Consider the following 14,301-nt stretch of genomic DNA (forward strand, 5'->3'; position numbering starts at 1 on the left):
CACTTGGCTCATCAAGTTATTTTTTTTCTTCGCCTCTGCCCAATACGAGGTCGGTTAATTGCCGGGATAAACTCAGGGCCGGAGGCAGGAGCGGTAGATCCCCGGCAGTATAGAACCCTGCATGGGCTAACTCATCCTCCTGGAGATCCAGTTCTCCCGAGTGATATTCCGCCGTGTATCCCAGCATGAGCCCCTCCGGAAAGGGCCAGGGTTGGCTCTTCCAATAGCGAAGACGGTGTATGCGAATGCCGGTTTCTTCTAAAACCTCACGGTGTACCGCTTCCTCGGCGGATTCGCCGGGTTCGATAAACCCTGCAATCAACCCATAAAAACCATGGGGCCGGTTGGTATGTTTAGCCAAGAGCACTGCAGGCCCCCGATCCGTCGGTCTTGTGATCGCCACGATAATCGCCGGGCTTATTTTTGGATAGTACACCTCGTTACACTGGGTACAGGTTTTTGAAATCTCCCGGGTATTCCAAAGAGTAGCAGCTCCACACCGGCCGCAAAACTGAGAACGTATATGCCAGTGGTACACATGCGCCGCCCGCCCTGCGAACCAAAAAACAGGTTCCTCAATCAGTCCGTACAGCTCACGGAGGGGTATCGCCTGGCCTCCGGGCAGCCTACCGTAGGACTGGGCGACAGAATGGTGGCAGACGAACACCGCCGCAGACCCGAGACTACCCACAGGAACCAGCTCCGACCGGGGAATTGTGAGCCCATGGTAGGCCCAAAACACGCCACCCTCAGGAATAACCACACCGGAATCGGTTACAACCAAAATGAGATCAGCCGGTTGGGGGGTTCCTTCTCCGGGCAGATAATTCTTATCCATAGAATCAGCCTACCCGCTTTAAACGCCCCTTTCAACACTGCTGATCCCCAAGAGGATCGGTCACCGGGAAATCCCCGCACCCAACTCAGTAGAAAGTACGCAAAAGGTTGTAACGTACCCGCTATGCTAACTCGCCGTTCCCGCGTATAGTCAGTGCCTATGAATACTCCCTTCATTGTGTCCGGAGAGTTGCTTGCCCTCGGAACGGCACTGTGCTGGACAATTACCTCCATCATGTTTTCCGAGGCAGGCAGGCGGGTGGGCAGCCTCAATCTCAATCTCATCCGGTTACTCATCGCCTTGGGATTCTTCACCCTGTTCCAGGCTGTCACCGGCGGAGAACTCATCCCATTCTCAGCCCCCCAGCGAATCTGGGCTACTATGGGGATATCGGGCCTCATCGGATTTGTTCTAGGCGACCTGTTCCTGTTTCAAGCCTTTATCCTCATCGGACCACGGTTATCTATGCTGGTCTACTCATCGGTGCCGGTGATTACCCTGGTTCTCGGATGGTTCTTTTTGGGCGAAACCCTGGGGGCCGGTCAGGGCTGGGGAGTCGCTCTTACTCTTGGGGGGATTCTCATGGTAATCGCCCTCAGAAACCGCTCGCCATCAACCGGATCTGGGGAGACAACGCTCCGCGAATTTGTGGTAGGTGTGCTCTGTGCGTTTTTAGGAAGTATCGGCCAAGCCGGGGGGCTCATCGTCGGCAGATTCGGCGCGGGAACAGAGTATTCTGCCTTCGCGGCTACCCAGATCCGTGTCATTGCAGGAATCATCGGTTTTTTGGTGGTGTTTATCCTCACCCGCCGTTGGCGACAGCTCTGGGGAGCCCTGCATAACGCAAAGGCCTACCCCTTCATCGTGGCCGGTTCATTCTTCGGTCCGTTTCTAGGGGTTAGTTTGGGTCTTTGGGCTGCTCAACGTACTCAAACCGGAATAGCAGCCACCCTTATGGCAATTGTCCCGGTGTTGATTGTTATTCCCTCCATCCTCATCTACAAAGAAAAAATCAATCTCGCAGAGATAATCGGTACCGGGATAACCTTGTGGGGGGTCAGTTTTTTGTTATAATCACTGGGTATGTCCGGCCCAAGGCAATCCCCCACCCCCGAAATCTCGGCAATTGTATTTCTCGGTAATCCGGGATCCCAGTACAGTAAAACCCGACATAATGCAGCATGGCAGGTTTGTGACGCTTGGCGTACCGGCCAGTCCTGGGAAAAAAAATTTTCATCCCTCTGGTCAAAAACCTCGGTAGGGGGAAAGGATGTCCTTCTTCAGAAACCGGAAACCTACATGAATAATTCCGGTAGAGCAGTACAAGCCCTCCTGCAGTTTTTTAAGATCCCCCTCCAGTCCTGTCTTGTGGTTCACGATGATCTTGAGCTCCCCTTTGGTACGGTCGGGTTCCAGGCCGGCGGAGGTCTGCAAGGGCACAACGGCCTCAAATCCATAGCTGGGTCCTGCGGAGGGCCCGGCTTCCTTCGCCTTCGAATCGGTATCGGACGACCGGTTCACGGCTCCGTCAGCTCCTTCGTGCTGAGCCGGTTCTCTCGGGAGGAAGAGATTCAATTCCCTCTGGTTGTTGAAACATCCCGTAAACTCCTCGAAGACCTGCTTGGGGGATCCGTGAAGCTGGAAGGTTCCGGTCGAATCAAGCGAGAAATTTGATTCTCTGCATTTCTACCGGGAACCCTGAGGAAATACCGGGCTTTTATACCTTAATCCTGTGCTGGGATGGCCTGGGCGAGCTCCTCGAAAAAGAGCCCTTCATCCCACCTGGAGGGGAGTTCTTGATGCCAGCCCCGTACCATCCATTCATCGTCAATCTCAAGCTGGGGAATGGAAAATTCTCCCGCTTTGGCAACCATATGTTCTCTAGCAGAGGCGTTGGAATCCACATCCACCTCTGAAAACTCCAGACCTTGACGGGTTAGTAATTTTTTAAGCCGATGGCAATCAGAGCACCACGGGGTCGTATAAATCCGGAGCGACCGGGATTTTAAATCATTCCAATTCATGCCAATAGTATACTAAAAATTAGTTCTGCCGCGTAGGGATCGCGCCAAGGTGAGCTTATCCGCATACTCCAAATCACCCCCGACCGGAAGTCCCAGGGCCAGACGAGATACCCGTACCTGAGATTCCTTGAATAAGGTGTGGATGTACAGAGCCGTGGTATCACCCTCCACGGTTGGATTGGTGGCGAGGATGATTTCAGCTACCTCTCCGTTTCGGACCCGCGAAACTAATTTCGCAATATTCAATTGTTCGGGACCAACGCCGTCCAGGGGTGCCAGAACCCCATTGAGCACGTGGTATAAGCCGTTGTACTCATGGCTGGCCTCTAAGACCGCAACATCCTGGGGCTGTTCCACCACACAAATCACCGACTGGTCCCGGCGACGATCGGAACATACACCACAGATATCCTGTTCGGAATAATTCCCGCAAACCCTGCAGGGACGAATGGTCTGCTTCAGGTCGATCATAGCATCTGCGAGACCCTTGGCCACGGCGGCATCACTTTTCAGGATGAAATATGCAATCCGGGTCGCCGATTTTTTTCCAATCCCGGGTAGCTTCGAAAAAAGGGTAATCAGCCGATCAAGGCTTGTCATACCATTCCTTTCAGAAATGGGAAATCGTTACCGAGAGAGCCTGCCTCTTGTTGCAGGCGTTCCTTCAATTTTGCATTTGCATCCCGGAATGCGGCTACAATGAGGTCCTGCAGCATATCCACATCTTCCGGATCTACAGCCTCGGGGCTGATCTTAATTCCGGTCAACTCCATGGTTCCGCTGAGTTCCACTGCAACCATATCTCCCCCGGCTGTGCCAACAACGCGGATGGTTCCTAATTTTTCCTGGCTCTCCTGAAGAGTTTTTTGTATGGATGATAGGTTTTTAAAGAGATCCATCGGATTCACTGCGTACCTCACTCTCGTCTATAATTTGTCCCCGAAATACTTCCTGAACCCTCTGTACGTTCGGGTCCAGCCCTGTGCCCTCTCGGCTAGATGTCTGCTTAACCAGGGCCTTCAGCTTTAACCCGGGCATCAACAAGCGCTCGATGTAGGCGCCGAGGGTCGAGGCCTCTTGGTTAATCACCTTTGCATTATACGGCTTATCGAAGGTCAGAACCAAGGTATCCCCATCCAGACGCCACTCCAGGGCAGTTCCCAGGGTAATAGCCAGGGTGGCATTATCATGCTTCACCGCTTCTATTACCTCCCGCTGATGGCTTTCACTGATCACATCCGGGTTGTCCGCGGCAGGGCTAGTGCTCCGTCCATCGGTCCCCCCAGAGTTCATCGGGGTAATCTCCTGACGGGTTTGTACATCTTTCGGGGATTCCGGTTGGGATTCGGTCCCGGGGTGACCTCCCTCCCGGGTGCCAGAGCCGTCTTGTGTGCCAGCACCGCTCCGGGTGTCAGAACCGCCTTGTGTGCCAGCACCGACCTGGGTCGAACCAGGTGACTGGGGAGGTTCAGATCCGGATACATCGCCCCTTGCCCCCTGATTTGAATAATCCTGCTTCTTTGCGGATTGTGGTGAGGAGGGAACGGTGGGCTGGCGGAGATGTTTTGGTTCTTCGGTGGTGTTGCCAGATGCCTTGAGGTGAGAGGCATCTCCGGCGATCCCTGTTTTTAGCTCGGCAAGCTCACGCAGGGCATCCTCCAGGGTTAGGTACCGGGTTATCCCGCATGCTTTGCTTACAAAAACCTCAATATCGAACCGAGGATTCAAACTGTAGCGAATATTCCGGTAGGTCTGGAGCAGCAGCTCCAGTAACCGTTCAAGCTGGACCGCCGAAAGCCCATCCTGTACGAGATTCGAAAACCGGCCAGGGGATGCGCCAAGAAGATGCTCTCGGGTTATTCCATGTTTTAGAAATAATACACTCCGGAAGTATTCACTTAGATCGGTAATAAACTGCTCAATAGAAATCCCAGCTGACAGAATTTTATCCAGCTGTTCGAGGGCCTCATGTCCGTTACCCTGCACAAGCACCTCGGCGAACTCATTTACCCGATCCAATCCGATTAAGCCAAGTTTTTCCCGGATCTTCTCCATGGAAATCCTGCCCTCTGAAAAACTAATTACCTGGTCAAAAAGGGTGTATGCATCCCGAAGAGATCCGGTTGCTTCCTTAGCTATCCAGGTAAGGGCCTCTGATTCAGCCTCGATGTTCATTTCGTCGCAGGCCTCTGCCAGAAGAGTCCGTATTTGCTCGAGGGGAATGAGCCGAAAACTGAATTGCTGACATCGACTGCGAATCGTTGCCGGAACCTTATGAATTTCTGTTGTGGCGAAGATAAATACTATGTAGGGAGGAGGCTCTTCGATGGTCTTCAACAAGGCATTAAATGCCGAGTTTGAGAGCATGTGAACCTCGTCAATTATATAGATCTTATATCGAGAGCTTTGGGGCGGAAACAATACCTCGTCCTTGATCGCTCGGACGTCATTTACCGATGTATTACTCGCCCCGTCAATCTCGATTACATCGATGGCCGTACCTCGGGAGATCTCTTCTCCCCCAGGATAATCCAAACAAGCCTCGGCGCTTGGTCCGCCGGGGCAGTTTAATGCCCGGGCAAGAATCCGGGCGGCGCTGGTCTTCCCGACCCCCCGGGGTCCGGAAAAAAGATAGGCATGCGCAATCCGGCCAGACACAAGAGAGTTCTTGAGGGTTGCGACAACAAACTCCTGCCCTACCAAGTGGTCAAACGTCTTTGGTCTTTTTCTACTGGCGGTAACTTCGTATGCCATCTTATTCCCCCAGGGGTTTACCGCGGATCAGATGGTATCTACCAATCAGCCCGGCTTTTTACATTGTACTCAGATACGCTCTGGACGGCCGATCCCAATACAATATGGTCAATCGACGCTCAGGATAAAAAAAACCCCTTTAGCTCCGGTCAAGCAATCTGCGGCACACCCATAGGCCGCCTACCGTTGCTCCCTTCCGGGCCTGGCGGAGTTTGGCGGTTACGAATTGCACAGCGCCTGACCTTCAACACTAAAGGGGTGAAAACGGAGAGAGAGGGATTCGAACCCTCGGTACCCGGATAGAGTACACACGCGTTCCAGGCGTGCACCTTCAACCACTCGGTCACCTCTCCAGTTATTTTCTAATGGTACTCTCAAGCCGACGGAGAGAGAGGGATTCGAACCCTCGGTACTGCAGAACAGTACAACGGATTTCGAGTCCGCCCGATTCAACCACTCTCGCATCTCTCCATTGGGGATGGCAGGTTGATCACATCGGCCAGACTCCCCGCTACGTACCCTAGAGGATTCGAACCTCCGACCTTCAGATCCGCAATCTGATGCTCTATCCAACTGAGCTAAGGGTACAAACCGTAATACGGAGAGGGTGGGATTCGAACCCACGGTACCCGGTTAGGGCACAACTCCTTAGCAGGGAGCCCGATTCGGCCACTCTCGCACCTCTCCAATGAATTACACCTACATTTTTACTATGCCGCTGATTTTTTGGCAAGGCGGCTTATCCAGGGTACCCGCCAGTCCATCAGGAATAGTCCGGAGAGGGTGGGATTCGAACCCACGGTAGGGGACACCTACAACGGTTTTCAAGACCGCCTCCTTAAACCGCTCGGACACCTCTCCAAAATGAGAGCACAATATAGCTTGCACCAAGGTTCTTGTCAACTCACCGGAATTTTCAACACAGGACCGGCACATCACTTCCCGATTAGTTCCTACTCTGAGACGCCGGATATCAGGGCAAAAACGCGTTCTAAATCATCCTGGCTGTAGTAGCTGATTTCTATTTTTCCCTGGGTATTTGAACCCTTGAGCTGAACCTTGGTTCCCAGGTGACGGATAAGATGCTCTTCCATATCCCAGAGCTCGGGATTCTTTCGCCGAGTATCCGACGAGGGATCTTCCTTTTTTACGAACCGGGCACCTTGGGTTAAGGCCATGAGATCAATTTCCGGCTCCGGACTTTCTTGTACTATCCCGTCCTCATTCGGTTGCCCGTTATTTCGGAGAGATGTTAACGCATGGGCGGGATTCACCCCTTGGTTAATAACCTTGGCAAGAGCTTCGGCATCCCGCACAGATAATCCATGATCCAGAATCGTCCTAAACATCTGGATTTGAGCCTCGTCCCCCTGGGTAATGGAAAGTAGTGCCCGGGCATGCCCTGCTGACATCATTCCATCGTTCAATGATTCCTGAATATCATCAGGCAATTTCAGTAACCGGAGGGCGTTGGCGATGGTAGAGCGGTTTTTGCCTAATTTACGCGCCAATTCCTCCTGACTCAATTCAAACCGGTCAATCAAGTTTTTGAATGCCCGGGCTTCTTCGATGGCTGTTAAATCCTCCCGCTGGATATTCTCTATCAGCGCAATCTCATACTTTTCTTCTTCACTAAAGGTACGAATAATCGCCGGTACCTGCTCCAGACCAGCAATACCTGCAGCGCGGTAGCGCCGCTCTCCCGCTATTATCCGATACGCCTCTCCGTAGGGCTCAACTAAAATCGGTTGTATAATTCCGTTTTGCGTAATTGATTCGGCGAGTTCCTTCAGATGATCCTCATTGAACTCTTTTCGAGGCTGATCGGGATTCGCAACCAGCGATTCAATCGGCAGGGACGCTACCCTGGAGCCGGACACATCCGCCCCATCCACCGCCTGGGTTCCAGACTCCTGCCCCGAGACCGGCTCATCCCGAGTTACCTGAATCAACGAATCGATTCCCCTTCCTAATCCACGTTTAGCCACGGGATAGCACCTCCTGGGCAAATAGTCGATAGCTTTTCGCACCGGAACACCCGGGATCATATTGATTAATCGGAAGACCATGGGAGGGGGCTTCAGAGAGCCGTATGTTCCGAGGAATAATGGTTTTAAACACCTTTTTCCCGAAATACTGAACAACTTCTTGGACTACATCCTGGGCCAACCGAGTACGAGAATCATACATGGTAAAAAAGATCCCCCCCAAAACCAACCGAGGGTTGGAGCTTTTCTGAACCAACTTAATGCTTTCGATCAACTGGGTAAGCCCTTCCAAGGCGAAATACTCGGTCTGCAGGGGAATATAGACTGCATCTGCAGCGGTAAGCCCGTTCAAGGTTAAGATTCCCAGGGAGGGCGGGCAATCAATAAACAGATAATCATAATCCGCCACCAAGGGCTCCAAGGCCCGCTTTAAAAACAGTTCCCGGTTCTTTTCCCCCACCAACTCAACCGTTGCCCCGGTCAAATCGATACTGGCAGGAATAACAAAGAGGTTCTCACCCTTTGTGGACTGAACAACCTGGGTTGTTTCTGCCTGTCCGGTAATGAGTTCATAAATACCCATGCCATCCCGGTCCGCCCCGACGCTAGAGGACAAATTACCCTGGGGATCAAAGTCGATCAGCAGTACTTTCTTACCGAGTTCAGCCAGGTAGGCGCCTAAGTTAGCCGCAGATGTGGTCTTTCCAACCCCACCCTTTTGGTTTGCAAATACAATTGTAGTTCCCATCAATAAGAGAGTATATCCGAATACCGCATACCTGTCATTGTTCAAAACCGAAAGGTTTTATATGATCATTTCTGTAATATTTTAACACCCTTTTCTTTAGGAGGATTTGAATGCCACGGGATTCAAAATCAGTCGTTTCTTTTTACCAGTTCTTCCCCCTGGCTCATCCCCAGGGCTTTCGGACCATCCTACAAACCGAAGCGGACCGGTTAGAAATCACCGGTACGGTATTACTTGCCCAGGAGGGTGTAAATGCCAGCATCTGCGGCAACCGAGCCCAGGCTGAGCAGTTCATGGAATTGCTTTCATCCCTGTGGTCAACCCGGTTTGAAATTGTTAACTGGTCCGGAGTACCTGAGGACATACACCCCTTCAGAAGATTCAAGGTTAAGGTAAAGTCTGAAATCATAACCATGGGTATTCCAACCATTGATCCGGTTTCCATGCGGGGAGTCTATGTTTCCCCGCAGCAGTGGAATCACCTTATTTCAGATCCTAAGACCCTGGTACTTGATACCAGAAACGAGTATGAGGTAGCAGCCGGCACCTTTGAGTATGCTGCCAACCCCAACATAACCCGGTTCCGCGACTTCCCCCACAGGGCGTCCGACATATTGGAGGAGACGAATCCGGACCAGGTTGCACTTTTTTGTACAGGAGGAATTCGGTGTGAAAAAGCATCCGCTTACCTCCGCAGCCTCGGGATTCCACGGGTGTACCATCTAAAGGGTGGTATCTTGTCCTACCTCACCCAAATACCGGCATCCCAGAGCCTTTGGACGGGCCAGTGTTTTCTTTTTGACGATCGGATTGGGATAGATTACCATGGCCTTCACCCGACTAAACAGGATACCTGATCCCTTGAACACACTAGTTGTAGCTGCAGCCATTTGTATCGATACATCCGGTAGAATTCTCCTAGGTAGGCGCCGCCCAACCAAGAAAAATGCCGGATTATGGGAGCTGCCCGGCGGAAAGGTCGAATCGGAAGAAACAGCCCCGGAAGCTCTTGTTCGCGAACTCAGGGAAGAACTTGGGATTGAAAGCAGGATAATCCGGCATTACATGGATTCTGCCTCTCCCACTCAAACCGGTACCTTACTGCTCACCTGCTTCCTTGTTGAACTCCACAACCCGGCTGTTCAATCAACCGATCATGATCTACTGCAGTGGTACTCTCCCCATGAACTTGCTAGGGTAGTTTCCGATGAAGGGCTGGTATCATTACCGGATATACCGGTCCTGAAACAGTTGCTGGTAGATTGTAATTGACCCCTCCCCAGCGAATCTCTATTATCACTCATTGTTCACGCTAATTTTGCCGAACTATTCTAGTATCTCAAGGAATTATTATGACAGAAACCCTAGCTGATTTAATTCAAAGGATCCGTCCCGCTCTCCAGCAGGATGGTGGTGACATTGAGCTTATCCGGGTAACCGAATCAAACCAGGTTGTAGTCCGTCTTACCGGCGCCTGCAACGGATGCCCCATGTCACAAATCACGTTAAAACAGGGAATCGAACGGTTCTTGAAGGAACAGCTTCCAGAAATATCTGAGGTAATTCAAGAATGACATTGAATTTATAATAAAATTAATTAGATTTGTATTAACAGCAAAGAAAGTAGAGGGACCCATGGTAAGCGATAAGGAAAAACAAGTATTATCTCAAGAGAATGTTATGAAGGATTTCCCCAAGGTTGAACTCCATCGCCATCTTGAAGGAACCTTTTCCCTGGAAACTCTTTACAATATCTCCAAAAAAAACGGCCTGGATACACCCAATTCCTTTGAAGAGTTCAAAAAGGCTGTCCAGTTTCCGAAAAACGGGGATCCCGATTTTCTTCTTTTCCTTTCGAAATTTCGCACCGATTGGTACCGATCCTTCGATGATGTCTACCAAGTTGTGTACAACTCTGTAAAAGACTTCAAAGACGACGGCCTGCACTATATCGAACTCCGATTTTCCCCTGAACATTTTTCATTACAGAACAATTTCAACCGCTTAGATATTACCAAGTTAGTTGTTGAAGCCGGTAATGCAGCCGCAGCGGAGATTGGTGTTGAGTTAACCTACCTGCTTACCTTTAATAGAAGTAAACAAGAAGAGGAGGATATGATTTCCCTCTATAAGAAGCTCATGAATCTTGCTCTCCCTGAGGTGGTGGGAATTGATCTCGCAGGTGATGAACTCAACTTCCCCCCTGAGGGCTTTAAGCGCTTCTTTGAACTGGTGGATTCGGATGGTATACCTTCTACTATTCACGCAGGTGAGGTGACACCCTCTTCCCAAATATGGACAGCCATAGACACTTTACATGCCAACCGCATTGGTCATGGCACCTCAGCGATAAATGACCCCCAACTTCAAACCGTGCTCAAAGATCGGGGCATCGCCCTTGAGCAGTGCATAACATCTAACTACCAAACCGGTTCATGGGTGGATGAACAAAATCATCCATTGGGGAGGCTTTTTAAATCTGGGGTCCCGGTTACGATAAACAGTGACGATCCGTTCATCCAGGATACAAGCCTTTCAGATGATTATAGAAAAACTGTCCGGTATTTTGATTTCGGCGTTGAAGAACTAAAAAAAGCAAACCACATTGCTATTGATGCGTCCTTTGTGAGTAAGGAACGGAAACTGTCCTTGAAAAATGAATTCGATCGGAAGGTTCAGGCCTTTGTCACAAAATACGCTCTGTAACTAGGTGTTCTCTAAACCAGCAGTTCAGAACAAGCACACATCGTACCACTACTCTTCGATTACGGTTACTTGAATAGTACCCTTGGAAAGCTCGGTGATATCTCGCATCAAGGGCCTCAAGCTCTCAGATATTACCGATCCCTGAAGTGTTATCTCTTCGGAAAACTCCTCCCGTAAATCACCAACTCCGTACCGCGAAAAAAGGTCCCGAAATTCTCGGTGTAGATTATACGGAATCACTACAGAAAATGTTTCACGTGAAACATAGGGAACTTGGGTCGTATGGGACAACACCTCCTGAGCAGCCCTCGTATATGCGCGAACCAATCCCCCGGTACCAAGCTTCGTTCCCCCAAAATAGCGGGTTACCGTTATTAGGATATTGGTGATGGGAGAACCTTTAAGCACCTCTAGGACCGGCCGCCCGGCGGTTCCCCGGGGTTCTCCGTCATCGCTCATACCAAGTAGTTTGGTATTCCCCCTACCCCATTTATACGCATATACAGTGTGGGATGCCCCAGGATGTTCCTCCCGTACCGACTGAATGATCTCTTTTGCTTCAGTCTGCTCACCTATGAAAAAAGCGGTCGCTATAAACCGCGACCGCTTCTCCTCTATTTCATAACTAATAGTATTCTGTATAACATACTCAAGCTGTTTCACGTGAAACAACCCCTCTACTCATCTTGAGGATTATCCAGGTCTTCCTCGTCTTCTTCCGGGAGGGTCTCTTCCTCGGGATCCTCTGGATTCTCAAGGGTTCTTGGATCCTGAATATCCTCGTCCTCTGCTTCCTCATCCTCCCGGGTTGCGGTATCAATTCCAACTACAAAGTCGGGTTTTACCAGGGAAACAATCCGCACCCCACGTGTATTTCTGCCGAGAAGGCTGATGGTATCCGAGATCATCTTTATGGTTGTACCCTGGCTGGTCATAGCAATAACAAGATCATCATCTCCAACCTTCATGGCGCCGACCACCTCACCGGTTAAATCGGAGCAATTATACACCCTCTGTCCGCTGGTGTTTCGCCCATGGGGTGAGAGTTCTCCTGCCAACATCCGTTTTCCCCATCCGTTTTCCGTAACGAAAATGATCTTTGTTTCATCATCAACCTCGATGGCTGATGCCAGCTCATCAGCAGACGCAAGTTTCATTCCACCCACGCCTTGGGCCGTACGTCCCATAACCCTCACCTCTGATGGCGCCATTCTGAGGCCCTTCCCAAGTCGACTCACAAGAGTGATATCTTGTTCCCCGGTGGTATGGATTGCAGAAACAATCTTATCATCGCCATGGAGGGTCATAGCTACAATACCTCGGGTTTTTGCATTCCTGAACTCCGAGGTTTTGACCCTTTTCACCATTCCGCGACTCGTGGCGAAGAAGATAAACTCATCTTCAAGGAAGTCCTTTAAGGAAACCACCGCTGCCACTTCCTCGTTAACGTTGATCTGGAGCAGGGCCCGGATATGTTGACCCTTGCTGGTCCTCGATCCCTCGGGAATTTCATGCACCTTAAGCCAGTATGCCTTACCCTCAGAAGAAATAATCATGATGTAATCATGGGTATTGGCAATGAAAAGCTGTTGAATAAAATCGTCATCCCGGAGGGTAGCCGAGCTTGAGCCTCTTCCTCCCCGGCCTTGTACGCGATAAGCGCTAAACGGTACCCTTTTGATATAACCGCGGTGAGATATTAAGACGACCATATCCTCTTTCTGGATAAGATCTTCAATATTAATCTCCTCTACCTCGTCACGAATAATATCCGTTCTTCTCGGGTCCCCAAACTTTCCGGCAAGCTCAACCGTTTCTTCCTTTACAACACCGAGGATTTTCTGTTCGCTTGCTAGAAGATCCTTTAGTTTCTGAATTAGGGCCAATATTTCCCGGAGCTCTTCAAGAATCTTTTTGGTTTCCAAGCTTGTAAGCTTCTGCAATCGCATATCAAGAATCGCCTGAGCCTGGATCTCAGATAGGCCGAAACGATTCATGAGGCGCGTTCGGGCGGTGTCAACATTCTCTGATTCCTTGATGATTTTAATTACCTCATCAATGTTTTCCAGAGCAATCTTGAGACCTTCTAATATGTGGGCGCGTTCCTCCGCCTTCCGTAAGTCATACTTCGTCCTCCGGATAATCACATCTCTACGATGCGAGACGAAGTGAACGATCATATCCTTTAGATTTAGTACTTCCGGCTTTCCGTTTACCAGGGCGAGGCTATTCACGTTGAAATTGACCTGGAGCTGGGTGTGGGTGAACAAGTGGTTCAGAACGATCTTGGGACTCGCTCCCCGTTTTAACTCTATTACGACACGCAGACCGTCCCGGTCGGACTCATCCCTCATATCAGAGATGCCATCGATAATCTTATCACGCACCAAATCGGCAATCCGAATCATGAGATTGGCTTTATTCACCTGGTAGGGTATTTCGTGGAAGATAATGACATCTTTCCCAGAATTTGTAGATTCTATGGAAAATTTAGAACGGACGGTTATTTTTCCACGACCCTTCGTGTAGGCGTCGCGTATTCCCTTGCGTCCGAAAATTGTTCCACCGGTAGGAAAGTCAGGACCAGAAATAAACTTCATTAATCCGTCAATAGTTATCTCGGGATTATCGATATACGCGCCAATAGCCGCGGCCACCTCATTTAGGTTATGGGGTGGTATATTGGTGGCCATGCCCACGGCAATTCCGCTTGCCCCGTTCACCAGAAGGTAGGGTAAGGCTGCGGGCAATACGGAGGGCTCCTCCATGGAGTCATCATAGTTAGGAACGAAATCAACCGTTTCCTTTTTGATATCCCGCAACATCTCTTCAGCAAGTTTATGCATCCGAGCTTCGGTATACCGCATCGCTGCAGGTGGATCCCCGTCAACGGAGCCATAGTTACCCTGTCCGTTGACCAAGGGATAGCGCATGGAGAATTCTTGGGCGAGACGAACCAAGGCATCGTATACGCTTTGATCACCATGGGGATGAAACTTACCCAGAACGTCACCGACGATTCTGGCACTCTTTTTCGGGGCCTTATCGGACCGAAGACCCATCTCGTTCATACCGTGCAAAATTCTGCGGTGTACGGGCTTTAACCCATCCCGTACATCGGGTAGTGCTCGCGATATAATTACTGACATTGCATAATTCAGATACGAGGTTTTAACCTCATCCTCAATTGCGATAGGTATAACTCTTCCACGGTTTTCAATCATGAATTACTCCACTTAGTAA

Annotated in this window: 15 protein-coding genes, 5 tRNA genes and 1 other RNA gene; 6 read left to right on the forward strand and 15 right to left on the reverse strand. The window is 50.3% G+C overall.

What is annotated here, in order from left to right; all coding sequences use genetic code 11:
• Nucleotides 1–16 precede the first annotated feature (16 nt).
• Nucleotides 17–838: an NAD(+) diphosphatase gene (nudC, locus tag DC28_RS08575; protein WP_052078652.1), complete on the reverse strand. Its 822-nt coding sequence runs from the start codon at nt 836–838 to the stop codon at nt 17–19.
• Between the two features lie 159 nt (nt 839–997).
• On the opposite strand from nudC, the gene DC28_RS08580 reads away from it, so the two are divergent.
• Together DC28_RS08580 and pth are read left to right on the forward strand one after the other, a co-directional pair.
• On the forward strand, nt 998–1,912 hold the full coding sequence (locus tag DC28_RS08580) for a DMT family transporter (protein WP_037547771.1): 915 nt from the start codon (nt 998–1,000) through the stop codon (nt 1,910–1,912).
• A 9-nt stretch (nt 1,913–1,921) separates the two neighbouring features.
• Nucleotides 1,922–2,512 carry an aminoacyl-tRNA hydrolase gene (gene pth, locus DC28_RS08585; RefSeq protein WP_052078653.1) on the forward strand — a complete coding sequence of 197 codons (591 nt, stop codon included), beginning with the start codon at nt 1,922–1,924 and terminating at the stop codon, nt 2,510–2,512.
• A 50-nt stretch (nt 2,513–2,562) separates the two neighbouring features.
• On the opposite strand, the gene DC28_RS16240 is transcribed toward pth, so the two are convergent.
• From DC28_RS16240 to DC28_RS08635, 12 genes are all read right to left on the reverse strand, one after another.
• Nucleotides 2,563–2,862, reverse strand: coding sequence for a glutaredoxin family protein (locus DC28_RS16240; protein WP_081942077.1), 300 nt, complete (start codon nt 2,860–2,862; stop codon nt 2,563–2,565).
• 12 nt (nt 2,863–2,874) lie between these two features.
• A complete protein-coding gene (recR, locus tag DC28_RS08595) occupies nt 2,875–3,462 on the reverse strand; it encodes a recombination mediator RecR (RefSeq protein WP_037547775.1) in 588 nt (195 codons plus the stop codon).
• Nucleotides 3,459–3,761, reverse strand: coding sequence for a YbaB/EbfC family nucleoid-associated protein (locus tag DC28_RS08600; protein WP_238565797.1), 303 nt, complete (start codon nt 3,759–3,761; stop codon nt 3,459–3,461). Before DC28_RS08600 ends, recR begins: the two co-directional genes overlap by 4 nt.
• On the reverse strand, nt 3,748–5,616 hold the full coding sequence (dnaX, locus tag DC28_RS15520; protein ID WP_052078654.1) for a DNA polymerase III subunit gamma/tau: 1,869 nt from the start codon (nt 5,614–5,616) through the stop codon (nt 3,748–3,750). The genes DC28_RS08600 and dnaX overlap by 14 nt, the downstream gene beginning before the upstream one ends.
• Before the next feature lie 144 nt (nt 5,617–5,760).
• An RNA gene (ffs, locus tag DC28_RS16015) (signal recognition particle sRNA small type) lies at nt 5,761–5,859 on the reverse strand.
• Between the two features lie 22 nt (nt 5,860–5,881).
• Nucleotides 5,882–5,969, reverse strand: a tRNA-Ser gene (locus DC28_RS08610).
• 30 nt (nt 5,970–5,999) lie between these two features.
• Nucleotides 6,000–6,087, reverse strand: a tRNA-Ser gene (locus tag DC28_RS08615).
• A 43-nt stretch (nt 6,088–6,130) separates the two neighbouring features.
• Nucleotides 6,131–6,204 (reverse strand) — tRNA-Arg (locus tag DC28_RS08620).
• A gap of 11 nt (nt 6,205–6,215) precedes the next feature.
• A tRNA-Ser gene (locus tag DC28_RS16440) sits at nt 6,216–6,303 on the reverse strand.
• 88 nt (nt 6,304–6,391) lie between these two features.
• Nucleotides 6,392–6,477 (reverse strand) — tRNA-Ser (locus tag DC28_RS08625).
• A 92-nt stretch (nt 6,478–6,569) separates the two neighbouring features.
• Nucleotides 6,570–7,604, reverse strand: coding sequence for a ParB/RepB/Spo0J family partition protein (locus tag DC28_RS08630; protein ID WP_037547779.1), 1,035 nt, complete (start codon nt 7,602–7,604; stop codon nt 6,570–6,572).
• Nucleotides 7,597–8,352: a ParA family protein gene (locus DC28_RS08635; protein ID WP_037547781.1), complete on the reverse strand. Its 756-nt coding sequence runs from the start codon at nt 8,350–8,352 to the stop codon at nt 7,597–7,599. The genes DC28_RS08630 and DC28_RS08635 overlap by 8 nt, the downstream gene beginning before the upstream one ends.
• Before the next feature lie 110 nt (nt 8,353–8,462).
• On the opposite strand from DC28_RS08635, the gene trhO reads away from it, so the two are divergent.
• The 4 genes from trhO to add all read left to right on the forward strand — a co-directional run bounded on the left by trhO (nt 8,463) and on the right by add (nt 11,058).
• Entirely contained in the window at nt 8,463–9,209 is a 747-nt protein-coding gene (trhO, locus tag DC28_RS08640) for an oxygen-dependent tRNA uridine(34) hydroxylase TrhO (protein WP_052078655.1), read from the forward strand.
• Between the two features lie 4 nt (nt 9,210–9,213).
• Nucleotides 9,214–9,624 carry a (deoxy)nucleoside triphosphate pyrophosphohydrolase gene (locus DC28_RS08645; RefSeq protein WP_037547940.1) on the forward strand — a complete coding sequence of 137 codons (411 nt, stop codon included), beginning with the start codon at nt 9,214–9,216 and terminating at the stop codon, nt 9,622–9,624.
• Nucleotides 9,625–9,704: 80 nt separating this feature from the next.
• On the forward strand, nt 9,705–9,926 hold the full coding sequence (locus tag DC28_RS08650) for a NifU family protein (RefSeq protein ID WP_037547783.1): 222 nt from the start codon (nt 9,705–9,707) through the stop codon (nt 9,924–9,926).
• Nucleotides 9,927–9,987: 61 nt separating this feature from the next.
• Nucleotides 9,988–11,058 (forward strand): adenosine deaminase, encoded by a 1,071-nt coding sequence (gene add / locus DC28_RS08655; RefSeq protein ID WP_052078657.1) that lies wholly within the window; start codon nt 9,988–9,990, stop codon nt 11,056–11,058.
• A gap of 48 nt (nt 11,059–11,106) precedes the next feature.
• On the opposite strand, the gene DC28_RS08660 is transcribed toward add, so the two are convergent.
• Together DC28_RS08660 and gyrA are read right to left on the reverse strand one after the other, a co-directional pair.
• Nucleotides 11,107–11,721 (reverse strand): IMPACT family protein, encoded by a 615-nt coding sequence (locus DC28_RS08660; protein ID WP_052078658.1) that lies wholly within the window; start codon nt 11,719–11,721, stop codon nt 11,107–11,109.
• Between the two features lie 14 nt (nt 11,722–11,735).
• A complete protein-coding gene (gene gyrA / locus DC28_RS08665; protein ID WP_052078659.1) occupies nt 11,736–14,282 on the reverse strand; it encodes a DNA topoisomerase (ATP-hydrolyzing) subunit A in 2,547 nt (848 codons plus the stop codon).
• Nucleotides 14,283–14,301 lie beyond the last annotated feature (19 nt).

Origin of the sequence: Spirochaeta lutea (genome assembly GCF_000758165.1) — a bacterium.
Classification (GTDB): Bacteria; Spirochaetota; Spirochaetia; order DSM-27196; family Salinispiraceae; genus Spirochaeta_D; species Spirochaeta_D lutea.

What these genes read in the sequence shown, in the direction of transcription:
- gyrA (WP_052078659.1), bottom strand. Translation starts at nt 14,282, where the DNA reads ATGATTGAAAACCGTGGAAGAGTTATACCTATCGCAATTGAGGATGAG.
- dnaX (WP_052078654.1), bottom strand. Translation starts at nt 5,616, where the DNA reads ATGGCATACGAAGTTACCGCCAGTAGAAAAAGACCAAAGACGTTTGAC.
- DC28_RS16240 (WP_081942077.1), bottom strand. Translation starts at nt 2,862, where the DNA reads ATGAATTGGAATGATTTAAAATCCCGGTCGCTCCGGATTTATACGACC.
- DC28_RS08635 (WP_037547781.1), bottom strand. Translation starts at nt 8,352, where the DNA reads ATGGGAACTACAATTGTATTTGCAAACCAAAAGGGTGGGGTTGGAAAG.
- trhO (WP_052078655.1), top strand. Translation starts at nt 8,463, where the DNA reads ATGCCACGGGATTCAAAATCAGTCGTTTCTTTTTACCAGTTCTTCCCC.
- DC28_RS08600 (WP_238565797.1), bottom strand. Translation starts at nt 3,761, where the DNA reads ATGGATCTCTTTAAAAACCTATCATCCATACAAAAAACTCTTCAGGAG.
- pth (WP_052078653.1), top strand. Translation starts at nt 1,922, where the DNA reads ATGTCCGGCCCAAGGCAATCCCCCACCCCCGAAATCTCGGCAATTGTA.
- recR (WP_037547775.1), bottom strand. Translation starts at nt 3,462, where the DNA reads ATGACAAGCCTTGATCGGCTGATTACCCTTTTTTCGAAGCTACCCGGG.
- DC28_RS08580 (WP_037547771.1), top strand. Translation starts at nt 998, where the DNA reads ATGAATACTCCCTTCATTGTGTCCGGAGAGTTGCTTGCCCTCGGAACG.
- DC28_RS08650 (WP_037547783.1), top strand. Translation starts at nt 9,705, where the DNA reads ATGACAGAAACCCTAGCTGATTTAATTCAAAGGATCCGTCCCGCTCTC.
- nudC (WP_052078652.1), bottom strand. Translation starts at nt 838, where the DNA reads ATGGATAAGAATTATCTGCCCGGAGAAGGAACCCCCCAACCGGCTGAT.
- add (WP_052078657.1), top strand. Translation starts at nt 9,988, where the DNA reads ATGGTAAGCGATAAGGAAAAACAAGTATTATCTCAAGAGAATGTTATG.